Source organism: Vibrio spartinae (assembly GCF_024347135.1).
Lineage (GTDB): Bacteria > Pseudomonadota > Gammaproteobacteria > Enterobacterales > Vibrionaceae > Vibrio > Vibrio spartinae.
Genome location: NZ_AP024907.1, coordinates 1460509 through 1486748 on the forward strand (window position 1 = coordinate 1460509; position 26240 = coordinate 1486748).

Genomic DNA, 26240 nt, shown 5'->3' on the forward strand with positions numbered 1-26240 from the left:
CTAGATACAAGCGGACACAGGAACGTTGTGAGAATTCGGATACGATATATTGCCGTGATATGTTTGGCGCTGGGGAGCAGTGGTTGCGCCAATTTTTCGGCTGGCAACCTATTCAGCCATTACTCCGAACAAAATCAGGAGATGTATCAGGCTGTTAAGCAAGGCGACTACCAGAAGGCGAGTCAGGATCTCCCTGATCATCTCGTCGGGGGAAAGATTTTAGATAATCTGGAAAAAGGCCGTGTCTATTTGCTGAATAAAGATGTGCCCAAGAGCCGGTCATTTCTGAATCTGAGTGATCAGGCGGTCAGGCAGCAGCAGGATGAAGCTATTGTTTCTATTAGTCGTGAGGCAGCCAATGCGGGTAGTTTGTTTGCCAATGATAATTTGACGGCATATGTCCCGGCAGATTATGAACTCGGTTTTTTACATTTATATCTCGCGCTTTCGTATGTTTATGAAAATCAGCTTGAAGGTGCGTTAGTCGAACTGAGACGGGCGAATCAGGTTCAGAAAAAAGCAAGAAATAAGAGACAGGCTGAATTAATAAAAGAGCGGGACCGTCTCAAACAAGAGGGGATTGAGCCCAATCTTGGTGGGTTAATGGCTCATTATCCCAGTACAGGGAGCACACTTCAGTCGATTCAGAATGGTTATCTGTTTTATCTGTCGGGGCTGTTATATGAAGCCAGTGGTGACTTGAATGATGCCTATGTTGATTATCGGCGAGCGCTGGCTGTCGCACCGGAGAACACCAGTGTGGCTCAGAGCACTCTCCGATGCGCGCAAAAGCTAGGTATGAATCAGGATGTGGTCGCGCTGCGAAAAAAATACGGGCGTTTACCGCAACTGAGTAAGCATCAGGGTCGGGTGATAATCATTCAGGAGCAAGGGGTTGTTGACCAACTGAAAGGTTGGCAGGCGTCTTTACCGATCTATGGTAGCCTTGGCAGAATGAACCTGTATTCTGTGGCCTTACCCTACTATTCAGGTTATCAGCCATCAGATGCTCTTCCAGTGACGCTTGATGATGTCGCGGTTGAAGGCCAACAGTTGGTTGATACCAATCTGATGGCAAGGAAGCAACTGAAGGAAAGAATTACATCGATTGTTTTTCGACAGATATTACGCTTAACATTAAAAAATACGCTGCGTCAGGAAGCTTCGAAAGATGATAATGACGGTGCTGAAGTCGCAAATCTGGTGTTCAATATATGGAATACTCTAACAGAGCAGCCGGATACCAGAAGCTGGATTACTTTGCCCGGCAGTGTATTCAGTGCGACAAAGATTGTATCCGCTGGTGAGCAGACATTCACCGTGGGTCAGCAGTCTTATACATTCAATGTTCCTGCACAAGGAACCACATTTGTATGGCTTTCCCGTCAAGGGGGAAAGGCCGTGATTTGGCACAAACAGTTGGGAAGGTTATGATGAATAAATGGCTCTTCAGTTTTGTTGTACTTGTCTTGGTGGGGTGTTCCAGTACACAGACTGCCGGATTGACCGTTGAGAGTGAATATCAACGGATTTTGTATGGCGATAAAGTATTAGCTTCTGAGCTCGAGGTGAAAGATATTTCGACAGCAGAAGTGAACGATCATACACGAGGTGTGGTCAGAGTAAAAAATAAGACCGCCTCAGATCAGCATATTCAATACCGTTTTTATTGGTATGATCAACAAGGACTGGATGTGAATGCGCGGACAGGTCCATGGCGACAAGCCATTATTAGAGGGATGGATGAAATGTCGTTATCTGAAGTGGCTGTTGCTCCGAATGCTGTGCATTTCAGAGTACAGATTAGAGAATTGAATCAGTAAGTGACAAGGTGAGTCTTTATGAAAAAAAGTATAATCCTCGTGTTGGGATTGGCTGCTCTCATGAGTGGTTGTGCAAATAAAGTGACCTATGGTGATGCACAAGCCGTAGAAACGAAAACCGTTGATTTTGGTTCGACAGATTTACAAAAAATCGCAGCGGATATGGTCGATAGTATGATGATGTCTGGTTCTGTGGCAGCCGTTACCCGAAACTCACGTCCGATTGTGTTTGTGGATAGTATTAAAAACAAAACCAGTGAACATATCGATACCGAGTCGATTACGGACACAATTAGTACCAAAATGCTCAATTCAGGGAAGTTTCGTTTTGTTGATATGACGCGGATCGAAGCGGTCAGAAAGCAGTTAGATTTCCAGAATAATGATGCGTTAGTCGATAAGAGTAGCTCGATTCAGTTTGGTAAGATGGTTGGTGCACAATATATGTTATACGGCAATTTATCGAGTATCGTGAAAGATACGGGCAGCGATAAAGATGTGTACTATAAAATGACCATGCGTCTGATGGATTTGCGTTCGGGGCTCATCGAATGGGCTGATGAGACTGAAATTCGGAAAGAGCAGGAAAAGAGCTTTTTGGGATTTTAATCCACTGAGTTGAGGGCGTCAGCGATGGCACGTATGTCATGGTCCGAAGCATGTCAATTAGATCCGTCTCTGGCGTCTCTGACTCATTTTTTCCGAGAAACACCGACGGTTGCCCAAACACTCGCCGGTGGTTTGACGAACCGCTGTTGGAAGATTGACATACCTGAGTCTCCTTCCGCTGTATGGCGTCCTGCAACGGACGTCACTCAAGCATTTTCAATCTCCCGTCATCAGGAATTCCACATCCTGTCAGCGTTGAAAGATCAAGCTGTGCAAATTTCGCCTGAACCACTTTACCTCAATGAACAAGGGTTACTGGTTCAGTGGATTGAAGGGGACAGAGTTGTTGCAAATGACATTGAAGTCATGACACGCCTACTGAGCCAGATTCATCAATTTCCAACAACCAAACTGCCCATTGTTCCTTTTGTTTATACGGCCCGTATTGATCATTACTGGTTCAAATTACAATCGATGTCTGCTGAGCTGGGCGCGATTGAGTCACTGTATAAAACTTGGCGGACACTCCCCAATCTTTCTGAGGCGCCACTCTCTCTTTGTCATTTCGACCTCGGCTGCCACAATATGATCAAAACGCCCCAAGGGATCAAAGTGATCGATTGGGAGTACGCATCTTTGGCCGATCCAAGAATGGATTTAGCGATGACGATCGATATGTCTGATGTCAATTTACTCACGGCTGTCGGTCAATATTGCCAACATCGAAATATTGCTGATCTTGATTTATGGATTGAGGGGGTGAAAGCTTGGATGCCCAGAGTTCGAATGCTGGCGATGTTATGGTATCTAATCGCTTTTCAGATGTGGGAAAACAAAGAGATGCAAGCCGCAGCTGAACGGATAAAAGCACAGCTCGACACCTGATTTGTTCGATAATGGGTTTTGCTACGACGGAGAGTCATGAAGATTCGGTGAACGAAGTACCTAACGAGGGAGCGAAAAGGTTGATTGATAATTTTCATGCACACTCACTGTATCACCAGAGTGTTTCATGCTAGGTTCATTCTGTATGTTGGAAAGGGGATTGTTATGATTATTTATCTACATGGATTTGATTCGACCAGCCCGGGGAATCATGAAAAGGTGCTGCAATTACAATTTATTGATGATGATGTGCGTTTTATCAGCTATAGCACGCTTCACCCCAGACACGATATGCAGCATCTCCTGAAAGAAGTACACAAAGCGATCGAATCAAGTAATGACCCACACCCACTGATCTGTGGGGTCGGACTGGGTGCTTATTGGTCTGAACGGATTGGTTTTTTATGCGGCATTAAACAGGTGCTATTCAATCCGAATCTACATCCTGAGGACCATATGCAAGGGAAGATTGATCGTCCGGAAGAGTATGAAGATATTGCAACAAAGTGTGCTTCTCAATTTAGATTGAAGAATAAAGCGCATTGCTTGGTTGTGCTGTCTACACATGATGAAGCATTGGATAGCCGGAAAACGGCTGAAGAGCTGGGCAATTACTACGATATTATTTGGGACGAGACACAAAGTCATAAATTCAAGAAGATATCTCAACATCTTCAAATGATTAGCCAATTTAAAAATAAATAATATTATATTTTTCATAAGGTTAAGTTGAATTTTGCCATCTAAGGAAAGACCGCCGAGAAGGGCTGGTTTTTCTGGCAATCTTGGCTTGCATGACTTGATTTGCTCCTTATAATGTTTCTTGTTAATTTAAAAATTGATAAAAATCAAAATAAAATGAGAGCAGGGCTCAACCTGACGACAGTTTATGTGAAGTAAAGTTACGCTTTATCTATATCAGTGTGTCTCACAGAAAAAGTGACTTTCACTTTGTTTACCCGTCCTATTTTTCTAGTTCGGAGTGGTGATTCCGGGCTATACCATGTTTGTTCATTTTGAGGATAGTTTGTTGTGACTCGTATTGTTGTTGTTGGTGGCGGTGCAGGCGGTTTAGAGCTTGTCACTAAATTAGGCCACACATTAGGAAGAAAAGGGCGAGCCCAGATCACGTTAGTGGACAGAAATGCCAGCCATTTATGGAAGCCGTTATTGCATGAAGTTGCAACAGGTTCTATGGACGAAGGTGTTGACGCGTTGAGTTATCGGGCTCATGCGAGAAATCATAGTTTTGATTTCCAAATGGGCAATTTGGAAGAGCTCGATCGGGACAGAAAAGTCATTACTTTGGCTGAGTTGAAAGATGAGCATGGTGAACTGCTGATCCCACGCCGTGAAGTGGAATACGATATTTTGGTATTGGCTATCGGTTCAACATCGAATGATTTTAATACTGCGGGCGTGAAAGATCACTGTATCTTTTTGGATAGTCCGGAGCAGGCCAATTTATTCCGGACCGAGATGAACAATGAGTTTCTGAAGCTTCATGCAAACAATGGTCATGGTACGGTTGATATTGCGATTGTCGGAGCCGGTGCGACGGGGGTCGAACTCTCTGCTGAGCTACATAATGCGGTGAAAGAGCTGCGTAATTACGGCTTTGGTGATTTGGATTCAAATAAGTTGAATGTTCACCTGATTGAAGCCGGTGAGCGGATTCTTCCTGCCTTACCACCAAGAATTTCTGCTGCTGCCCATTATGAACTCACCAAACTGGGTGTGAATGTCCGTACATCAACGATGGTCACCAAAGTCGAAGCTGACGGTCTGACGACCAAAGACGGTGAAAAGATTCCTGCAAAAATTATGGTATGGGCGGCCGGGATTAAAGCCCCTGATTTTATCAAAGATATCGCGGGTCTTGAGACCAACCGGATTAATCAGCTGGTGGTGACGAATACCTTACAGACGACGCGAGATGAAGATGTTTTCGTGATTGGTGATTTGGCCCAGTGTACACAACCGGATGGATCATTTGTTCCACCACGTGCACAGGCTGCTCATCAAATGGCCAGCCGGACATTTAAAAACATTGTTGCGAAATTAAATGACCGGGACATGAAGCCTTATGTTTATAAAGATCATGGTTCTCTGGTCTCTCTGAGCCGCTTTTCAACCGTGGGCAGTCTGATGGGGAACTTGACGAAAGGCTCGATGATGGTTGAAGGGAAAATCGCCCGGGTCGTTTACATTTCTCTTTACCGAATGCATCAGATGGCACTACACGGGATGTTCAAAACAGCGTTGATGCTGTTGGTCGGAAGAATCAACAGAGTGCTTAGACCTAACCTTAAGCTGCACTAAGTAAATAACAACCAGAGCTTATCGCTTAATGCCATTCGCTTAAAAGCGAGTGGCATTCTTATCTCTAGAGCGTGAAAGTTATTTCGCCATTTTGTTTAACCCTGTTCCAGGGTAAGGCTTCCTTTTTCTCTTTTCTGGCAGAATTCACCGCTTGCCATTATCTCTAAGCGCTTTCGCTATTGCCCTCGGAGTCCGCCATCCGACCAGACAAACTCATCCGTATTAGATAAAGCGGCATTGATGAAGCGAATACGCAACGAATATCCAATCATGTCGACCGTTTCCCAATGCAGTGGTCTGCCAATCTTTGAGGGTAGTTATTGTCTTAAATGTCATTTAATTATCTTGATTTTATTTGCATTAAGTATTTTACAGGGGTGTTATTTGGGTATTTATTCATCGTGACTACCCATGTTTTTCGTAAAACTGCCCATTTCTATCCTTGTTTCTATCGCGTTGACTTGTAAATTTTAACGTAAAGGAAATTAAAACAAGGAATGTCATGGATTACATCTACTATCTATCGGCAAGAGCAGGACGCTTATTGCTAGTATTTGTTGGTCTGTCAATGATCATCTTCTCTATTGCGAGATTAGTACCGGGTGACCCCGCACGAATCGCATTAGGGCCGATGGCTACACCTGAACAAGTCGCTGAGTTACATGAAAGCATGGGACTCAACGAGCCGCTGGTTAATCAATATATCCAATATGTCGGCAATTTGCTCGATGGTGATATGGGTGAATCAACCATGACGGGTCGTGCTGTCGTCACAGATATTCAACAAGCTTTACCTGCAACACTGGAATTGGTTGCGGTTGCAGTGTTTTTCACCGCCTGTCTGGGGATTCCGTTAGGGTTGTTCGCCGCATACAAACCGAATGGTGTGTTTGACCAGTTCTCACGGATTATTTCGCTGGTTGGTGTTGTTACACCGTCATTTCTATTAGCCATCATTCTTCAGTTGATGGCGAGTGTCGGATGGTTTGATCTGCCGGTGACCGAAAGGATGTCCAGCATGATGACGTTTGATCAATCATACACCGGCTTGCTTCTGATTGATTCACTACTCGCCGGGCGCTTTGATATTTTTGCTGATAGTTTTCAGCATATTCTATTACCTGCGATTGCATTATCAGCGGCGGGTATCTCTCAGGTCATGCGTATTACCCGTTCTTCGATGATTGAATTTAGCCATCGTGACCACGTTGAAACACTGCGCGCATGTGGTGTCAGCCGTCCGCTGGTGAATTTTAAATACCTGTTACGTTTAAGTGCTTCTGCGCCATTGACTATTTTAGGGCTCGAGTTTGCCTCTTTGATTGGTAATGCTTTCGTCGTGGAAATGGTGTTTTCGTGGCCGGGTGTAGCCAGTTATGGCGTTCGTTCTATCCTGCATAAAGACTTTAATGCGGTTGTTGGTGTTGTCTTGGTTTCTGGCGTGTTTTTCATCGTAGCAAACCTTCTTATCGACTTTGTTATTGGTCTTGTTGACCCACGAGTGAAGCTTAAAGGGAAGTCATAGCATATGAGTAACTCAGATACACATTTGCCAAATGGGTCGGAGGAGTTTGCTCCGGAAACGGCAAGTAAACAGTACACAAATTTTGGACGAGCCTGGTACCGTTTCACCCGTAATCATACCGCAGTCATCGGTTTATTCATTGTTGTTAGTGTGTTGCTGCTGGCGATATTTGCTCCGTTATTGGCACCATACCCGGAACACGCAGGTAGCTTCGTTAATTTCAGAGCACGTCACTCAGCCCCAAGTTTAGAGTACTTTATGGGGACTGATAACGTCGGCCGCGATATTTTCAGCCGCGTGATTTACGGATACCGCATCTCGCTCTCATTAGTCGTTGGTGTTCTTGCTATCTCTGTGCCTATTGGTGTTCTGCTTGGTATCGTTGCGGCTTACGCAGGCGGTTGGGTTGAGCAGGTCATTATGCGTTTCAACGACATGCTACTTGCTGTCCCACCACTGGCACTTGCTCTGGCCATCACATCGATTCTTGAGCCAAACCTTGTTAACGCCATGATTGCGATCTCTTTCTTGTGGTGGAATTGGCATTGCCGACTGATTTACCGTCTGGCGAAAAGTCTGGTGACAGAGGATTTTGTAGAAGCCGCTCGTTTAAGTGGTGCGTCTCACTGGCATATTATTTCTAAAGAAATTCTGCCTAACTGTATTGCTGCTATTAGCGTTAAAACGACGCTGGATGCTGGATTCGTCATCCTGTTTGGAGCAACGCTAAGCTTCCTGGGGCTTGGTGTACAACCACCGACACCGGATCTTGGCACCATGGTCTCTACCGGATCAAGTTACTTACCAGAATACTGGTGGGAAGCGATTATGCCGGGTCTTGCAATCTTATATGCCATCTTGGGATTCAACCTGCTTGGTGATGGATTACGTGATTTCTTTGATGTTGAGGTATAAACATGCACTTGATAGAAATTAATAACCTCAATCTTGCTTTTAAGGTGTACGGCGGGACCAGAAAGGTACTGCATAATGTTTCTATTAACATGAAGCCGGGTGAACGCGTTGCACTGATTGGTGAATCAGGTTCAGGCAAAAGTGTCACCAGTAAGTTCTTAATCGGCACCTTGAATGATAGCCAGACCGTTGTCGAAAGTGGCGAACTGAAAGTTAACGGCAAAGACGCATTAAGCATGAGCTCGGTTGAGCGAGAAGCGCTTAAAGGCTCGGTTATGTCGATGATTCAGCAAGATCCACAAACATCGTTTAACCCAGTGTTCCGCATTGGGACTCACTTGGACGATATTATGAAGGCCGGTGACAAGCTGATGCATATCTCAAGCAGTGCTGCGAAGAGAAAGTCACATATTCTGGATGTGCTTAAGAAAGTAAAGCTGTTAGAGCCTGAACGTGTGTACTCATCTTATCCTTGGCAGTTGTCAGGCGGAATGCGTCAAAGGGTTTTGATTGCGATGGCTTTGCTGCATCCGACTCGACTCCTGATCGCTGACGAACCGGGAACGGCGTTAGATGTGACGACTCAGGATGAGATTATTAAGTTAATTAACCAGTTGGTGATTGATGAAGAACTTGCACTGTTAATGGTGACCCACAACTTGGGGGTGGTTCGTAAAACAGCAGACCGGGTTTACGTCATGCAGCACGGCCGTATTGTTGAACACGGTATCGTTAAGGATATATTTACGCATCCCAAACACCCATATACGTTAAGACTGTTTAACGCGGTACCTAAGCTATATGTGGATAGTCATTCAACACAAGACAGTAATTCAACACAAGACAGCGATTCAGCACAAGATAATGCAGATAGGGCTGTTCTTGTCAGTCTGGTGGATGTGGAAAAATGTTTTATCAACAAGAAAAACTGGCGTGGTCAAGTCGTTGACGAAGTTGCGGCTGTTAAACCTCTCTCTTTGGCGATTAACAAAGGCGATACGTTCGGGATCGCAGGGGAATCCGGTTCTGGTAAAACGACCTTAGCACGGATGATTATGGGGATCATCGAGTCGACAAGTGGCAGCATCATGATTGAGAACCGTCACTTGAAATCATGGCGTCAAAAGAAAGCAAACCGCCACAGTATTCAGATGGTTCACCAAAATCCAGCAGCGTCTTTAAACCCACGTCGTACCATTGCTCAGACACTAGAGGTGCCACTGAAGTTTATTGCTCAAAGCGAAAAACGGAAGCCGGAAATCGAGCGTTTATTAACACTGGTGGAATTACCGCTGGAATATGCGGATATGTATCCGTCCAGCTTGTCCGGTGGTCAGAAACAACGTGTGGCAATAGCACGAGCGCTTGCAGCGAACCCAACCATTTTGGTGTTAGATGAGCCGACTTCAGCGCTCGATGTATCCGTACAGAAAAGCATTATTTCTTTGTTGGAAAAATTACAGCAACAGCTTGGTCTGACATACATCTTTATTTCTCACGATTTAAGTTTAATGCGCAATTTCTGTAATCGGGTTGCGATCATGTTCCGCGGACAATTGATTGAAAGCGGCAACACGAAAGAAATTTTTGAACAATCAACACAGCTTTATACCCGAGCACTGATTCGAGCAATCCCTGTGGTTAGCGATGATGAAGAGCAACATAAGCCAGAGATTCGTGACGAAGATGCTATGCGAGTTTTGCAGCAGGGATGATTTAAGGAGAGACAATGACAACATGTTATAGGATTGGCATTGATGTCGGTGGAACCAATACCGATGCCGTATTAATGAATTACAACGAAGTCGTTGCAACGACTAAGCAGCCAACGACAGAAAATGTCATGACAGGGATAGAAAAAGCACTTAGCATTATTTTAGAAACCTCTGGCGTTGCAAGTGCTGACATTCTGGGGGTGATGATTGGGACGACCCACTTCACTAACGCTGTCGTTGAGCGTAAGCACTTAACCAAGACTGCTGTTATTCGACTCTGTTTACCGGCAACCTTGAGTGTTCCTCCATTTATAGGGTGGCCGGATGATATCAGATCACTGATTGATGCAGGCAGCTACATGGTGAAAGGTGGTTATGAGTTTGACGGACGCAAAATCAATCCATTAGATGAAGTTCACATCAAAGAGATCGCTCTTGAGCTGAAGAGCCAAGGCGTTACTTCAGCCATCGTCAACAGTGTCTTCAGTCCGGTCAATGATGATTCAGAAAAACGTGTTGCGGAAATCTTCGCAGAACTTTATCCCGAATGTCGTGTTGTTCTTTCGAATCAGGTCGGTCGAATCGGCCTGTTGGAACGTGAGAATGCTGCAATTCTGAATGCCAGTTTATTAGCGCTGAGTGAAAAAACAGTCAATGCCTTTGCCGATGCATTGGCAGTGTGTGGTTTACATTGCCCGTTCTTCATCACTCAAAACGACGGTACTTTAATGAATGCTGAGTTTGTTAAGCGATTCCCGGTTCTGACTTTTGCCAGCGGCCCGACAAACTCAATGCGTGGTGCTGTATTCCTTTCAGGTGAACAGGATGCCATTGTGGTTGATATTGGTGGTACGACTACGGATGTTGGTTTGGTTCAACAGGGCTTCCCGCGTCAGGCTTCATCAAGTGTTGATATCGGCGGTGTGCGTACCAACTTCCGAATGCCGGATATGGTATCGGTTGGTTTAGGTGGTGGTAGCTGCGTGAACTTTAACCCTGGCATTATCGACAACAACGTTGAAGTGGGTCCACATAGTGTCGGTTACCGAATTACTGAAGAAGCACTGGTCTTTGGCGGTACACAGACCACTGCAACGGATATCGCTGTTGCATCCGGTCGTGTGCAAGTGGGTGACATCAGCAAAGTTACAGGTATTGACGAGTCACTTGTGGCATCTTCTATTGAGAAAATGGACAGAATGATGCTCAACGTAGTTGAGAAAAACCGTCTTTCTTCAGCTCAGATTCCAGTCATCATTGTTGGTGGTGGTTCGATTATCGCACCGGATGAAATTGGTGGTTTGACAGTGGTTAAGCCAAATCATTTTTCAGTCGCAAACGCAGTCGGTGCGGCAATTGCTCAGGTGAGTGGTGAAGCCGATAAGATTTACAGCCTGACAAATTTAACGCGTAAAGAAGCGATTGATGATGCAGTGCGTGTTGCGATTGAAAAAGCCGTTGCAGCCGGTGCGAGCGCACAAAGTATTCAAGTGATCGACCAAGAAGATGTGCCATTAGCGTATTTACCGGGAAATGCCACACGTATTCGAGTCAAAGTGGTCGGAGATTTGGAGTTTAACCATGATTGAACTAACGAAAAATGATATTGAAGCATTGGAAATCGGTGCTGCTATTTTGGGGACCGGTGGCGGTGGTAATCCGTATTACGGGAAACTTCACGCCATTGCAGAAATGGAAAAAGGATCAAAAGTTAATCTGATTCGCTTAAGTGAATTAGATGATGATGCTTTGGTTATCTCGGTTGGTAACATTGGTGCGCCGGCTGTTTCGATGGAAAAGATATGTGAGGGTAACGAAATTGTTCGTGCTATTCGCGCTATCGAAGAAGATATGGGCAAGAAAGTTGATGCCATTATTCCGGTAGAAATTGGTGGGGCGAATGGTCTTCGTCCAATCGCTATCGCAGCGATTACCGGGTTACCTCTGGTCGATGGTGACGGTATGGGCCGCGCTTTTCCAGAAATGCAGATGACAACATTCAGCATTTATGGCCATTGCAGTGTACCCGCTGCTATGTCAGATGCTCATGGTAATACGGTTATCTTTAAGAACCTGATTGATGAGTTCTGGCTGGAACGTTTAGCCCGTGCATGTGTTGTGCAAATGGGAGGGGGGGCCGGTATGGTTGAAGCGCCAATGAAAGGTCGCTTTGTTAAGAAATACGCTGTGCCTGGAACTGTCACTCAGGCAACCAATCTTGGTTTAGCGGTGATGCGTTCACATGCCGAAAAAACGAATCCTATCGAAGAAATCTGTGCCCATGAAAATGGCAAGGTGTTGTTTGAGGGTAAAATTGTCGATCTGGAAAGAAACATGGTTGCTGGCTTTACCCGCGGTAAAGTTAAGATAGAAGGTTCTGGTGAATTTTCTCAAAGCCAAGCCAGCATTGATATTCAAAACGAAAACCTGATCCTGAAAATTAATGACGAAGTTGCTTGTAGTGTGCCAGACCTGATTATCATTCTGGATATTGAAACGGGTCATGCGATTACGACCGAAATCTTACGATACGGTCAAAAAGTCGCGGTGTTAGCGATTCCGTGCCACCCGTTACTTCGTTCCGAAAAAGCTCTGGAGATCATCGGTCCTGCGGCGTTCGGATACCCGGAAATTCAATACGTACCATTTAGCTAGGGTTTTTGATAGCTAGGTTTTTGATAACTAGGGTTTTTGATAACTAGGTTTTTTGATAATTAAGGTTTTTATAACTAAGGTCTTTTGACCTTTTACGATAAAGGAACTATCACATATGAAAACGACAATGGTTGCTGCGTTAACCGCAGCGGTACTTACCAGTGGCACCGTATTGGCTGAAAGCTATGATGATTTAACGGCGACAATGAACGTTATTCAGGTCGTCGGTAGTATTGACCCTGCAAAGATGTCTGACTACACCGAATACATGATGGCAGTCAACTTGTACGATGGTTTAACGACGGCTGATACAACCGGTAGGATCGTTCCTCATCTCGCAAAAAGCTGGGATATTTCACCGGATGGTAAAACATTCACTTTCCATCTCGATGACAATGCTAAATTTCAGGACGGCTCGCCGCTTGAAGCAAAAGATGTGGTCTATTCTACAAAGCGGATGCTGACGCTAAATCAGGGCCCTGCCGGCTTCTTCCAGCCATACCTTGATGCTGATGGTGTTAAAGCAACGGATGCTCACACCGTCACATTCACGCTGAAGCAACCATCGTCTGCTTTTCTGGCAATGACGCCGATTCTGTTCATTATTAATTCAGACGTAGCTCAGGAGCACGCTGGTGAAAATCAATGGGCAGAAGAATACTTAGCTTCGAACACCGCAGGTACCGGTGCGTACGAATTGGATGAGTGGCAACGTGGTAGTCGCATTATTCTTGAACGCAACCATGACTACTTCAAAGACGCTATCGGTCATCCACTTGAGAAAGTTCGTATTTTGATCACGAATGATGAATCAACCATCAAAGCGTTAGCGAATAAAGGTGAACTTGATTTAAGTAGCACTTATCAGGCGAATGAAACTTTGTCAGCCATTGATAAGCTTGAAAATTACCATATCCAACAACTGAGTACAGCAAGTGGTTACTACGTTAAATTTAACAACCAGCTAGCACCGACAGATGATGTGAATATTCGTAAAGCGATCGCTTTGGCCATTGATTACGACCTCATTAATGAAGATTTGCATCCGGGTGAACCGATGGCGGGTCCATTGGCATCATTGTTTAAAGATTCGCACTTGGATACGCTTGAACCACCAAAATTGGATCTAGCGAAAGCCGCGGAGTATGTGAAGCAATCTAAATACGCAGGTCGCCCGATTCCTATTACGTTAGGTTATGTCGCAGGATCCGCTTATGAAGAAGAAATTGCTCTGATGATGCAGGTGAACTTACAGGCAATCGGCTTTAAACCAACGCTTCAGGCTGACCCTTGGAGTCGTATTACTGAAATCGCGGCTAAGCCAGAAACAACACCGAATGTGAACCAAATTTTCTTTGGTCCGACGTACTCGTCACCGCTTTCGGTGTTCTATAACCAGTACTCTTCAAAGTCTGCAGGGTCTTGGGCGTCTATGTCATGGTTGAACGATCCAAAAGTTGACGACATGATTGATGCGGCAGGGACAGAGTTAAATGACGACAAACGTAATGCGATCTATAAAGATCTGCAAAAATACATCGTTGATAATCAGGTAGATACTTTCCTTCAGACCACTTATTACCGGATGGCGGTTAATCGCTGTTTGAGCGATATGAAGTTCATTCCGATTCAGAGCTTCTACTATGATTTCTCTCACTTTAACTGGTTGTGTCGTCCGGCAGGTCGTTAATACCCCCCTCATGCAGTGGCGGGGAGCCGCGACTGCATTTCCAAGTGTCATTTTAGGTAATTGATTATGTCGTTAAAACAAACGATGACTGCGTTTGATTTGCTTGAAGATTCACAGGTAACAGGTCATGCTGTTGTTGCTCTGTTTGAGAACTTCGAAGGGGTCACTGCTATCACATACCCTATCAAAGGGAATAAAGGCAGTACCGATATTGTCCGAATTGATATTCCGGGGACTAAAGGTAAAAAAGAGCAGGGTGATGCGCCGACTTTGGGGATTATTGGTCGGCTCGGTGGTATTGGTGCCCGACCGGCAAGAATCGGGATGGTATCAGACGCGGATGGTGCGGTTGCTGCGATTGCCTGTGCTTTAAAACTGGCAACCATGCGGCAGCGAGGTGACCGCTTAGAAGGGGATGTGGTGATTACGACTCATATTTGTCCTTTTGCACCGGTTCGTCCGCATAAGCCTGTGGATTTTATGGATTCACCGGTAACAACTGCCGAAATTTTAGCTCATGAGGTGATTGACGAATGTGATGCGTATCTGTCGATCGATACCACGAAAGGCAACCGTTATATCAACCACAAAGGCTTTGCTATCTCTCCAACAGTGATTGATGGCTATATTCTGCATCCAGCTGATGATCTGATTGAATTAATGGAATTTGTGACGGGTAAAAGAGCCGTGTGTTTCCCACTGTCGACTGCGGATATCACACCCTATTCGAACAATCTTCACCATATTAACAGTATTATGCAGCCGGCAACGGCAACGGATAAACCTCTGGTCGGTGTTGCTATCACAACCGAAACTTCAGTGCCCGGGTGTGGTACGGGTGTGAGCCATGAAACCGATATTGCGACTGTCAGCTCGTTCTGTATTGAAGTTGCCAAGGCTTATAGTCGCCATGCATGTTCTTTTTATAGCGAAGAACAGTTTGAAGGGCTGAAAAAATACTATGGCTCGATGAGCCATCTGGTTCGTGAAAGCGAACCGCTTTATGCTATTCCTTAATGAATCCAACCCTTGTCATTTGCTAATTGAACTAAAGCCTGGCGGTTTTTCAAATCAAACTGCCTGAAGATGTTCTTCAAATGAAATTTTACGGTACTTTCGGACAGGCCTGTGTATTGAGCAATTTGCTTATTCGAAAGACCTTCTGCTAAGCGCTGAATAATAAGCAGTTGCTTATTGGTCAACTCGGTGACATTGATTCGCCTGCCGCTGAGTTGACATTTTTCTTCCCAATGTAAAATCGCCTGCTCAAACTGAGTATATTGAATCCGCTTTTTCTCACTAGCTTTTATTCTCTTTAGTATTGGATTCAGCCAATGCATCTCCAGTAGTAGTGGTAGCCACAAATTTAGCTTATATGCCCGATAGAACAGTGATAGCAGCTTGGTGGTTACGGTAGAGGTGTTACCGTTGTGCCACAACAGTTTGATTTCCTGTAGTGAATAACAGATATCTGACCAAGCTGTATCATTGCGTTGAACCCAGTTTGTTTGGGGTGGCTGGGGGACTTTGTGGATGGCAATTAATCCGATATCGTTACGATAATTCAGCCACTCATAAAGCTCGACGAACGTGCCGATCACGGTTGCTTTACTGGCATTGATTTGATTCAGTTTGGTTTGTGCTTCTACCCAGCGTTCCTGCTGCTGCAAGATAAGAATCAACAGCAGGTTGAAATAGATGGTTGCATGAGGGTCTGAAAATCGGATTTGATATTCATAATGAAGCTCATCAAGAAGCGAAACCGCCTGTTCAAAATCATCATTGATCAGCTGCGTGGCAAGACCGAAAAAGTCGAATTGTGTGATAAATTCCGGCCAGACTTCCGAATGTTTACGTAAGATAGATACTTTATTCCACGATTTTAGTGCCGGTGAGCTTTCACCGCGCATCAGCTCGATCATGCCATCAACAAGATCGATGAAGTTGTGTTCAAAACTCAACGTGTGATAAAAGCTGATACGCTTAATATGGCGTTTTGCGGCCTGACTGTGTTCAGCGGCAACATCAATATAACCCATACGCAAGTTAATACGTGCCAGATTGAAATGGCAGTAGAATATGAGGTATGGGATGTCATTTTTTATCGCAAGCTCCAGCTCTTTACGCTGATATACAGCAGCCTGAAACCAGTCACCAAGGTTGCTATAATGAATCGATACCATCCCGTAGTAGTTCATAATCGCGTTTTCATCTGCGGACAGGTCGAATTCGAGTTTATGTAATTTGTCGAGTTTAAAACTGTCGGAAGTTGCGGCGAAATAGGTATCGTATTTAGCGAGGATCAGGATAGCGATAGCTCGGTCCTGTTCGTGTCGATAGTACGGCTGCTTGAGCAATTGTAAGTTTTCGATAAAGCCACGTGCTTCTACAAACTGCTGGTTTTTAAACAGATAAATTGTTTTTGCCCAGCATAGTGACAGCTCACTCTCAATGACTTCAACCGGGAATGCATCCAGAATTTGTTGTAATTCAGAAAAGCCATGATAGTACCCGTACATACCGCTGCCACTTTGTTTGAACCAGTGTATGGCTAAGTCGATGTTTTGAGTATTGATAGCCGTTTGAATAGCGATGTATATTTGACCGCTTCTATAGTGGTTTTTAGCCACGATTCGCATCGCTTCCTGATAAATTCGGGGATCGGCTCTGGCGATGCTTTCCAGTGTGTTTCTCAGGTATGGAATGCCAAGGATGTAGCGATTCTCTCTATCCAGCTCAATGAGCGGAGCGAGGTTTTCAATATGCGAACTCTCAAGCGGGACAAGATTTTTTTTGATACTGGCGCTAAAAGCCAGTGCTATCAACAGCCGCTGTTCATGATAAGACAGGCTTGGAAGTATCCTTGCCTGAATAAACTCCTGCAGTGATTCTTTGTATCGCTCACTGTCCAGCTCTTTCCAGTTGGCAACCAGTACCGGCCAGCCTTTCGTCTGCAAATAAATATCGCTGTAACTATCCGGGTACAACTGTGCGATTTCATGTTGAGAGAACAACAGCGAGTGTTGATCAATCAGGGTAATTTTTTTGTATAGCAGCGCTTCAGAAATTAATTTGTTGTTGCCTATCCAGTTGGCACTAATAAATAAAGTCTGGTCTTTCGCTTCAAGAAGCGGGCACATTTGTAACACCTGGTCCAGATGCTGATAAAACGCGCTTCCTAGAGGATCCCAAATGAAGTGACCACTAGGCTCGGTATGTTCAGGATTCGGTAGCGAGTTATAAATATCGCATTTAAGGTAGTCAGCAAGTTGTTTTAATACCGTCGATTTTCCGCTGCCCGCCATACCATTTAAAATGACGATAGGGGACTTTTGAGTGGTAATGAAATGCAGGAGGGAGAAGCGTTCAATCATAATGTTACAGTCATGCTACGTTTTGTTATCACGCTAACATAATGTTATAGGAAAGCAACAGTTAACCATTGGTAGTAAAGGCAATTGACGGTTGTTGCGTATAAAAAAGTCGGTGATTTTGTGTGAAGCGCAATAAGATGAAGTGCAGGAAAACCCAGTCGTCAGGGACATCTGAATGGAGTCGTCACCACTAAATGATATGAGCGCTATTCATTCAACGGTGATTTGTTTTTCAGCAACAAAATGCCCGCTGAAGCGGGCATTTTTGAGGGGTATAAAAACATCAAACCGAGTGTGTCACGCTGATCGTGTTGCTACGATGCATCCTGAACTTTTCTGACCTGTAGAATAATCCCCATCAGCGGATGATCAAAATAGAGGGTTTCACCGCTGCGCATTCTGCGTTTTTGATCCAGCCGATATGACTTCAGAAAACGCTCTTCTGTGACCGTCGGAGAGATCGATTGCAGGTGACCAAACTGAACACTGTCATCTTCGTTCGTGGTATCTTGTGAAAAATCAACCGGGGTTTCTTCAACAGCAATATCTCGAACGCTCGGTTCTTTCAGATCCAAAAGCGCATCGACGTAGAGATAATGTTGTACATAAACCTGTAATTTTCCATCTAGCTCATAAAGGGGTTTTGGTACTGCTTTTTCAACCGTATCTTCAATGGGAGACTGTTGAGCGCTTGTCGATGGTGTGATTTCACGACCGTCTGGATGAAACTGAGATGAGTAATCCTTGCCGGCTAAAATATGAAAAGCCGGAGCATTGGCTTTGCCTTCATCACTCTGACGCCAAGCGGTATGCAGCAATACTTGAAAGCCCGCATGATTTTTCAGCTTTTCTTCCTGCTTGTTCAACTTGTATTCTGAGGCCGGTAATCGTGTGACACCTTTCTGGTCTAGATAGGCCTGAGAACTCAGATTACCTGTATGTCGGTAATCTATCGGTGGAAGCACATTGGGCCATGTCTCATTGGTTTGTTCGGCATTCACGACGCGCTTAAAAATGATCACTTCAATGTCAAATTGGCGTTGTGCCCAAGAAGGCATGGCAATTAATAACATTAGCAGTGGGATCAGCTTATTCATTATGACTCCATTATGACCTAGCAGGCGATTCTTCATCATGATGCTCCCTGATATCAGGAAGCCGGTAGTATATTCTGCTGAAATTCATTCAGCATATCTCGGATAAAAACCAGTCGCTGGTTTCGTTCTTCCAGCGGCAGGGTAAACTTAAACTTCGTTGGGCCATCCATGCCGTATTGTTTCGGTTGAGATTGTAAGAGTTGCACTAAATACGCGGGGTTAATACTAGCATTAAGATCAAATTCAATGTAACCGCCTTTACTGTGCGCTTCAATTTTCTTAATGTTCAGTGCTGCGGCTTCCAATTTCAGTTGACTGATTTCTAACAGGTTGAGCGCGGCATCCGGCAGTTTGCCAAAGCGGTCAATCAATTCGACTCGCAATTCATTCAGTTCATCAGGATTTGACACACTCGCGATCTGTTTATACATCGACAGGCGGGTATTGATGTCTGGAATATAGTCATCGGGAAGCAGGGCCGGTAACCGGAGTTCCACTTCCGTCTGCGTTTTCAGCAAGTCGTCTAGGGAAGGCTCTTTGCCGGATTTCAGTGCATCTACAGCCTGCTCAAGCATTTCCATATAAAGCGTAAAACCGACAGACTGGATCTGTCCACTCTGTTCTTCACCGAGTAGCTCACCCGCTCCCCGGATTTCAAGATCATGGGTTGCGAGCGTAAATCCGGCCCCGAGATCTTCAAGGGAAGCCAAAGCCTCTAAACGTTTGATGGCATCTTTGGTCATGGCTTTCGGATGTGGTGTCAGCAAATAAGCGTAGGCTTGGTGATGTGAACGCCCGACTCGTCCCCGTAATTGATGTAGTTGCGCGAGGCCCAAAGAGTCGGCCCGGTGCATAATGATCGTATTGGCGGTCGGTATATCGATACCTGTTTCAATGATGGTGGTGCAAACCAGCAGATTAAAACGCTGATGATAAAAATCGTTCATAATGCGTTCCAGTTCACGTTCACGCATCTGACCATGTGCCACGGTAATCCGTGCTTCGGGAATCAGCTTCTCCAGATCGGCCGCGACTTTATCAATCGTTTCAACCTGATTATGCAGATAGTACACCTGCCCGCCACGCATGACCTCCCGCAATACTGCTTCTCGGATAGTCGTCTGATCACTTTGCCTGATAAATGTTTTAACGGCTAAGCGTCGTGCGGGTGGGGTCGCAATGATGGATAAATCCCGCATCCCGCTCATCGCCATATTCAGCGTTCTGGGAATCGGTGTTGCCGTGAGCGTGAGGATATCAACATCTGCCCGCATCGCTTTGACTTTCTCTTTCTGACGGACCCCGAAGCGGTGTTCTTCATCAACAATCAACAATCCGAGATCTTTAAATTTCAACTCGCTGGAGAGTAGCTTATGCGTGCCGACTAAGATATCAATTTTGCCATCCGCCACATCTTGCAGGATCTGTTTCTGTTCTTTGGCTGTTTTAAAGCGAGATAGAACCTCAACGCGAATGGGATGATTGGCAAAGCGGTCTCTGAAGTTTTCAAAATGTTGCTGCGCAAGCAATGTTGTCGGAACCAAAACTGCGACCTGTTTGCTGTTATCCGTACAGACAAAGGCTGCACGCATGGCAACTTCGGTCTTACCGAAACCGACATCACCGCAGACTAAGCGATCCATGGCTTTATTTTGACACATATCCGAAAGAACCGCGTTGATCGCCATTGACTGATCATCCGTTTCTTCAAACGGGAAGCTGGCTTTGAACGTCGCGTACTGTTCGCGATCCAGAGCGAAGACATGACCCGGTTTTAGTTCTCGTTTGGCGTAGACATCCAGCAACTCGGCCGCCACGTCCCGGGCTTTCTCCGCTGCTTTGCGGCGAGCTTTGCCCCAGCTTTCCCCTCCCAGTTTATGAATCGGGGCATTTTCATCGGCACCACCGGAATAGCGGCTAATCAGATTCAGCGCTGAAACCGGGACATAAAGCTTGGCTTCTCCCTGATATTCCAGCGTGACATATTCTGTTGTAATGCCACCCACTTCTAATGTCTGTAACCCGATATAGCGTCCGATCCCATGATCAATATGAACCACGGGCTGACCGGGTTTGAGTTCAGCAAGATTGCGGATCACGGCATCACTATTGGTGACCCGTTTGTCCTTTTTACGACGCTGAACAACGCGATCGCCAAGGAGGTCACTTTCGCAAATCAAGGCAACCTGTTGTTCATGCAGAATAAACCCATGCTCAGCCGTTCCGATAATCAACGCATATTTTTCATCACTCAGACAAGCATCCTGAAAAGACGGCAGTGTCGAAGGGCGTAATTTGATTCGTTGTAGCAGTTCGAGCAGCGCTTCGCGACGACCTTCCGATTCGACGGAGAATATAATTTGTCCCGTATGGGATTCAACAAACTGGCGGAGTGCCGCCAGCGGCTCTTTATGTTGATGCTGAGCTTTGATTTCCGGCAGGGGGGAGACTTGAAGATTGAATCGACCTGCTTTTTCAGTGACAGCTTCACTATGAACCTGAAATTGCGAAAAAGGCTTCAGCATGGCAAAAAGTTCATCTTTTTGCAGCCAGAGTTTGGCCGGTTCAAGCAGTGGCCGTAATGGATCGACGCGTCTTTGTTCATAACGTTCATCGACATCATGCAGAAAACGATCAATCGATGGTTCAATGTCACCGACGACAATCAGCTGAGTGTCTGCCGGTAAATAGTCGAAGAGCGTTTCGGTGTGATCGAAAAACAGGGGTTGCCAGTATTCAATTCCTGCCGGCCATATGCCCTTTGAAACTTGCATATAGACGGATTCAGGCTCTCTGGAGGCTTCAAAATGCTGACGAAACCGGCTCCGGAAAGCTTCGATCGCAGTGGCCGTCGTCGGAAACTCGTGAGCCGGCAGGAGCCGAACTTCCTGAATTTCTTCTATCGAACGTTGATTTTCCGGATCAAAGGTCCGAATGGTATCAATTTCATCATCAAAAAAGTCAAAACGATAGGGGAGGTCACTGCCCATCGGGAACAGGTCGAGAATGGCCCCCCGGCTGGCATATTCACCCGGACCAAACACTTGATCGACATGACGATAGCCGGCATTTTCAAGCTGTTCTCTGAGTTTTACTAAAGAAAAGCGATCTCTTTGCTTGACGATCAGCGTATGTTGCAGCAAAAAATCACGGGGTGACTGTCTTTGCAGTAATGTCGTCACCGGGATAATCGTAATCCCACCTGATTGTTTGGGCAGATGATAGAGTCGTGAGATTCGATCAGAGATAATGTCCTGATGCGGGGAAAAACTGTCATAAGGCAGTGTTTCCCAGTCCGGAAATACCATGATGTCGGCAGCGTAGAACTGTTCGATTTCCTGCTGTAATTTCAACGCCATCTGCGGGTCAGTAGTGACGAGCAGCGTATGACGTTGATGTCGATGGGACAGCTCTGCTGCCACAAGTGCGAGACTGGCACCCGTCAGGTTACCGATCTGTTTTTTATCTCCCGGGCCTTGAGATGCCGGAAGCGATAGAATGGGATTTAAGCTGGTCATGAGTTTGCTATTTATTTCTTTCAAGAGAGCGACGACGGAGTAGTTTCTGCTGCTGATAGAGAGCGGCCCTAATTAATAAATCCTGATCGGATTCTCTCAGGAGATCGTATTTCACGGTCACGAGATACTGTTCATCTTCAGCCTGACAGTTGCCAACATGCGCATAACAATATATTGCGGCAGGTGGGTGATCCAGAAATAATTTGACGCGGAGTAACGTATCAACGTCTATCGGATGATGACTGACATAAGTAAACTGACTGGCGCCAAACGATTCAGTCTGGTGGCGTTGTTGAGGATCATCTTGCTGAGACAGCATAAAGTTCAACAGCATATTTAATTTGGTATTTTGACTATCCAGTAACTGAATAAGATTTTTAAAGTCATTGTTTTTCAGTTCCTGCCGTGCCACATCACCGAGTTGGTCAAGGTGACTGAATTCACATGCAACGATAAATGGTACCGGGATTTCACTTTCAAATACCTCTTCAGAAGGGAATGATGCCCCTGTCGCCAAAGGCTCAATATTGATTGTGAGTGCATGTTGCACTGTAAAAAACTCTTGTTCGACCATGGTTCATTCCTCATCTTTGCATGTTGATTATCGCTATACGAATGAACTAATCAAGGCATAGGGCTGTCATTTGTATGAATTAACAATGAATTGGCAAATTAATGCTACAACCTGAGTCAGTTTATCGTTAAAGTACCGAGCAATAGTCTTTATTGGTTTATAGTATGTTTCGTCCTGTTTCGGTATTTATAGGGTTCAGATATTTACGAGGACAGTCAGGTGATCGGTTCAGCCGTTTTGTTTCCCGCATTTCAACTGTCGGTATCACTATCGGCGTGTTAGCGCTGGTCACGGTGTTATCGGTCATGAATGGCTTTGAGTCTCAACTGAAGAACCGGATCCTCGGGGTTTTACCTCATGCGGTGGTTTATCAGGGACATGAACGAACCCAATGGCAAGCAACACCGCCGTCTTTTCTTAAACAGTTTCCCGCGCAGTTCTCCCCTGAACCCATTGTTCGTAGCGAAGCGGTCGTGCAGAGTGCGAGCGAGCTATCGGCTGGTATCATGCTAGGAATTGAGCCTCAGGACAACGATCCACTTGCACAATACTTGATCATCGGAACGATGCAAGATTTACACGCCGGAGATTATACACTTTTCCTCGGTCATCAGTTAGCAAGACAACTCAATGTCTCTCAAGGAGATAAAGTGCGTCTGATGGTGACACAAGCCAGTCAGTTTACACCATTGGGCCGAATTCCCAGTCAACGCAACTTTACCGTCGCTGGTATCTTTAACACCGGCTCTGATATCGACGGTCAACTGATGATTACCCATATCCATGATGCGCAGCGGCTATTACGCCTCAATGAGCACACCATTTCCGGTTGGCGACTGTCGTTTGCCGATCCTTTTATGGTCTCTGAACTGGCGAAGAGCCCCTTACCGAAAGGGTGGCACTGGAGTGACTGGCGGGATCAGCGTGGCGAATTATTTCAGGCCGTGCGGATGGAAAAAAATATGATGGGGTTGATGTTGGGACTGATTGTTGCCATTGCCGCCTTTAATATTATTTCTGCATTAATCATGGTTGTGATGGAAAAACAGTCAGAAGTGGCGATTTTGAAAACGCAAGGGATGACAAATTTGCAGGTTCTGTTTGTCTTTATTGTACAGGGTGCCAGCAGTGGCATTGCCGGTGCGTTGAGTGGTGGCATTCTCGGCATCCTGATTGCGAGCCACCTGAATTCGATTTTACAGGTACTGGGGGTGGACTTGATTGCAATGGGGGGTTCGTTACCCGTGATGATTCGACCCGGCCAAATTATCGTGGTGGAGTTGCTGACGATTGCTTTGAGTCTTTTGGCAACCTTGTATCCTTCACTCCGTGCATCGTCCGTTCATCCAGCAGAGGCTTTACGATATGAATAATCTCCTTGAATGCCGCCAGCTCACAAAAATTTATCGGGAAGGAGAGCTTGCGACACATGTCTTACAAGGTGTCAGTTTTTCGATGCAGCCTGGAGAGTTTGCTTCGATTGTTGGATCATCCGGCTCGGGGAAAAGTACTCTGCTGCACATCTTAGGAGCACTCGATCAACCCACCAGTGGCGATGTGATGTTTTTAGGTCATGACATGTTGCAGCTCCGCTCCGCGCAGCAGGCTAAAATCCGTAATCAACACATTGGTTTTGTCTATCAGTTTCATCACTTACTTGCGGATTTTACGGCATTAGAGAATGTGGCAATGCCGTTGCTGATTGGCGGTGAGTCCGTCGCCAACGCGACCCATACAGCGAAACAGTGGCTTGCTCGTGTCGGGCTTGACCATCGGCTCTCTCATCGCCCGAGTGAACTTTCGGGCGGAGAGCGGCAACGGGTTGCGATTGCCCGGGCGCTGGTCAACAAACCATCGCTGGTATTAGCCGACGAACCGACCGGTAATCTGGATCATCAGACGGCTTTGGCTGTGTATGAACTGATGAAAGAGTTGAACGAGGATTCCCAAACTGCATTTTTAGTGGTCACTCATGATCAGGAGCTTGCGGGAAAAATGAATCGTATTCTGACGATGAAAGACGGTTTACTGACGTCGTAAGGAGAACAAAAAGTGATTTCATCATTATCTCTGATGATTGGTCGTCGTTTCAGCCGTTCCAAAAAAAGAAACAAATTGGTTTCCTTTATTTCAATGTCTTCCACACTCGGGATTGCTTTCGGGGTCGCCGTGATTGTGATTGGTTTATCAGCGATGAACGGGTTTGAAAGAGAACTCGATAACCGAGTGCTATCCGTGATCCCTCATGGTGAATTTGAGGGGGTTGACGGGCCGATCCAGACATGGCCGGCCATGATGAAGAAAATCACCTCTTTCCCTCAGATTGTGGCGGCTGCACCTTATGTTCGGTTTACCGCGTTGGCAGAGAGAGGTCAGCAACTGAAAGCGATTGAGGTCCGTGGCATTGATCCAAACATGGAGCGTCACGTGTCTGAGCTGTCCCGCTATATCACGGGACAGACATTTACCAAGACTTCTCCCGGCAAGCATCAGGTCATCCTCGGGCAGGGGGTTGCACAACGTTTGGGGGTTCATCTCGGTGATGCGTTGACATTGATGGTGCCGAATATGGCAGGGGGAGCCAAATCATTGAAAGCCCCTCAACGAATACGGGTGACACTGGTTGGCGTATTGGCACTGCATGGGCAGATTGATCACAATCTGGCATTGATTCCTCTGAAAGATGCACAGCAATATACCGGCATTGGCTCCGCCGTGACCGGTGTGTCAGTTAAAGTGCATGATGTTTTCCGCGCAGAGCAAATTGTTCGTCAGGTCGGTAATCAGCTCAATCAATATGTCTATCTGCGAAGCTGGCAGCGGCAATACGGCTATCTTTACCGGGACATTCAGTTGGTGCGTACTATTTTGTATCTGGTGATGGTTCTCGTGATTGGAGTGGCCAGTTTTAATATTGTTTCAACCTTGATGATGGCGGTGAAAGATCGCGCTGCAGAAATTGCGATTTTGAGAACGATGGGTGCTTCGGATCGCTTGATTCGGCAGGTATTCATGTGGCAGGGGATTTTTTCCGGCGTATTGGGCAGTTTGTGCGGCAGCGTCATTGGGGTGTTGGTTGCAATGAACCTGACAGGACTGATTCAACAACTCGAGTCGCTCATCGGACATCACTTTTTATCCGGAGATATTTATTTTGTTGATTTTCTGCCATCTCAAGTGGAAGCCCGAGATGTGGTTTTGGTGTCTGGGACAGCAATTTTATTGAGTCTGGCAGCGACATTCTATCCCGCATTGAAGGCAAGCCGCCTCAACCCCGCAACCGTTCTTTCTTCCCGATAGATTCCTTTCGATAGACACCTTTCGATAGATAGACAATTTTCGATAGATAGACAACAAGCGACTTCAGCATTCATCACGCCCTGAAGTCGCTTTTGTGATTCTTGCCGACGCTTACCGCGTTGCAATCCCTGAAATGGGTAACAGTGTCTGAGCTGTATAAAGTGTGGCATGAAATAAAGTGTGGCATGAAATAAAGTGTGACACGAAATAAAGTGTGAAGTGAACCGAGGATAGTCAT

General features: G+C 45.7%; 20 protein-coding genes. 16 read left to right on the plus strand and 4 right to left on the minus strand.

From position 1 onward, the window contains the following. Positions 1-27 precede the first annotated feature (27 nt). From OCU60_RS06615 to OCU60_RS06675, 13 genes are all read left to right on the plus strand, one after another. Positions 28-1434: a COG3014 family protein gene (locus tag OCU60_RS06615; protein ID WP_074373815.1), complete on the plus strand. Its 1407-nt coding sequence runs from the start codon at positions 28-30 to the stop codon at positions 1432-1434. Next, positions 1434-1823, plus strand: a complete 390-nt coding sequence (locus tag OCU60_RS06620) for a YcfL family protein (RefSeq protein ID WP_074373816.1) — start codon at positions 1434-1436, stop codon at positions 1821-1823. The genes OCU60_RS06615 and OCU60_RS06620 overlap by 1 nt, the downstream gene beginning before the upstream one ends. Positions 1824-1841: 18 nt before the next feature. Then, positions 1842-2432 carry a penicillin-binding protein activator LpoB gene (lpoB, locus tag OCU60_RS06625; RefSeq protein WP_074373817.1) on the plus strand — a complete coding sequence of 197 codons (591 nt, stop codon included), beginning with the start codon at positions 1842-1844 and terminating at the stop codon, positions 2430-2432. A 24-nt stretch (positions 2433-2456) separates the two neighbouring features. Further along, positions 2457-3317, plus strand: a complete 861-nt coding sequence (locus tag OCU60_RS06630; RefSeq protein WP_074373818.1) for a phosphotransferase — start codon at positions 2457-2459, stop codon at positions 3315-3317. Positions 3318-3482: 165 nt separating this feature from the next. Continuing rightward, on the plus strand, positions 3483-4022 hold the full coding sequence (gene ycfP / locus OCU60_RS06635) for an alpha/beta hydrolase YcfP (RefSeq protein WP_074373819.1): 540 nt from the start codon (positions 3483-3485) through the stop codon (positions 4020-4022). Positions 4023-4349: 327 nt separating this feature from the next. Beyond that, entirely contained in the window at positions 4350-5639 is a 1290-nt protein-coding gene (locus OCU60_RS06640; protein ID WP_074373820.1) for an NAD(P)/FAD-dependent oxidoreductase, read from the plus strand. A gap of 502 nt (positions 5640-6141) precedes the next feature. Continuing rightward, on the plus strand, positions 6142-7164 hold the full coding sequence (locus OCU60_RS06645; protein WP_074373821.1) for an ABC transporter permease: 1023 nt from the start codon (positions 6142-6144) through the stop codon (positions 7162-7164). Between the two features lie 3 nt (positions 7165-7167). Continuing rightward, positions 7168-8079: an ABC transporter permease gene (locus OCU60_RS06650; RefSeq protein WP_074373822.1), complete on the plus strand. Its 912-nt coding sequence runs from the start codon at positions 7168-7170 to the stop codon at positions 8077-8079. 2 nt (positions 8080-8081) lie between these two features. Beyond that, positions 8082-9794, plus strand: coding sequence for a dipeptide ABC transporter ATP-binding protein (locus OCU60_RS06655; protein ID WP_074373823.1), 1713 nt, complete (start codon positions 8082-8084; stop codon positions 9792-9794). Positions 9795-9808: 14 nt separating this feature from the next. Continuing rightward, the gene (locus OCU60_RS06660; protein ID WP_074373824.1) at positions 9809-11383 is read left to right on the plus strand and encodes a hydantoinase/oxoprolinase N-terminal domain-containing protein; all 1575 of its coding nucleotides are present in this window, start codon (positions 9809-9811) and stop codon (positions 11381-11383) included. After that, positions 11376-12449, plus strand: a complete 1074-nt coding sequence (locus tag OCU60_RS06665; RefSeq protein ID WP_095533321.1) for a DUF917 domain-containing protein — start codon at positions 11376-11378, stop codon at positions 12447-12449. The genes OCU60_RS06660 and OCU60_RS06665 overlap by 8 nt, the downstream gene beginning before the upstream one ends. 115 nt (positions 12450-12564) lie before the next feature. Then, positions 12565-14139 (plus strand): ABC transporter substrate-binding protein, encoded by a 1575-nt coding sequence (locus tag OCU60_RS06670; protein ID WP_074373826.1) that lies wholly within the window; start codon positions 12565-12567, stop codon positions 14137-14139. 66 nt (positions 14140-14205) lie between these two features. Further along, on the plus strand, positions 14206-15156 hold the full coding sequence (locus OCU60_RS06675; RefSeq protein ID WP_074373827.1) for a DUF1177 domain-containing protein: 951 nt from the start codon (positions 14206-14208) through the stop codon (positions 15154-15156). Here the strand turns inward: OCU60_RS06675 and OCU60_RS06680 are convergent. The 4 genes from OCU60_RS06680 to OCU60_RS06695 all read right to left on the minus strand — a co-directional run bounded on the left by OCU60_RS06680 (position 15153) and on the right by OCU60_RS06695 (position 22702). After that, entirely contained in the window at positions 15153-17279 is a 2127-nt protein-coding gene (locus OCU60_RS06680; protein ID WP_159439478.1) for a response regulator transcription factor, read from the minus strand. The two genes, OCU60_RS06675 and OCU60_RS06680, sit on opposite strands and share 4 nt — an antisense overlap. Positions 17280-17827: 548 nt before the next feature. Beyond that, complete coding sequence (locus OCU60_RS06685; RefSeq protein WP_074373829.1) at positions 17828-18610, minus strand: peptidoglycan binding protein CsiV; 783 nt, start codon at positions 18608-18610, stop codon at positions 17828-17830. Positions 18611-18663: 53 nt separating this feature from the next. Continuing rightward, positions 18664-22128 (minus strand): transcription-repair coupling factor, encoded by a 3465-nt coding sequence (gene mfd, locus OCU60_RS06690; RefSeq protein WP_074373830.1) that lies wholly within the window; start codon positions 22126-22128, stop codon positions 18664-18666. Between the two features lie 7 nt (positions 22129-22135). Then, on the minus strand, positions 22136-22702 hold the full coding sequence (locus OCU60_RS06695; protein ID WP_074373831.1) for a PilZ domain-containing protein: 567 nt from the start codon (positions 22700-22702) through the stop codon (positions 22136-22138). 164 nt (positions 22703-22866) lie between these two features. On the opposite strand from OCU60_RS06695, the gene lolC reads away from it, so the two are divergent. From lolC to lolE, 3 genes are read left to right on the plus strand one after another with little or no spacing between them, the layout of a single operon-like run. Beyond that, positions 22867-24075, plus strand: a complete 1209-nt coding sequence (gene lolC / locus OCU60_RS06700) for a lipoprotein-releasing ABC transporter permease subunit LolC (RefSeq protein WP_074373832.1) — start codon at positions 22867-22869, stop codon at positions 24073-24075. Continuing rightward, a complete protein-coding gene (lolD, locus tag OCU60_RS06705) occupies positions 24068-24742 on the plus strand; it encodes a lipoprotein-releasing ABC transporter ATP-binding protein LolD (protein ID WP_074373833.1) in 675 nt (224 codons plus the stop codon). The genes lolC and lolD overlap by 8 nt, the downstream gene beginning before the upstream one ends. A 12-nt stretch (positions 24743-24754) precedes the next feature. After that, positions 24755-26002, plus strand: coding sequence for a lipoprotein-releasing ABC transporter permease subunit LolE (gene lolE / locus OCU60_RS06710; protein ID WP_074373834.1), 1248 nt, complete (start codon positions 24755-24757; stop codon positions 26000-26002). The last annotated feature ends 238 nt before the right edge of the window (positions 26003-26240 follow it).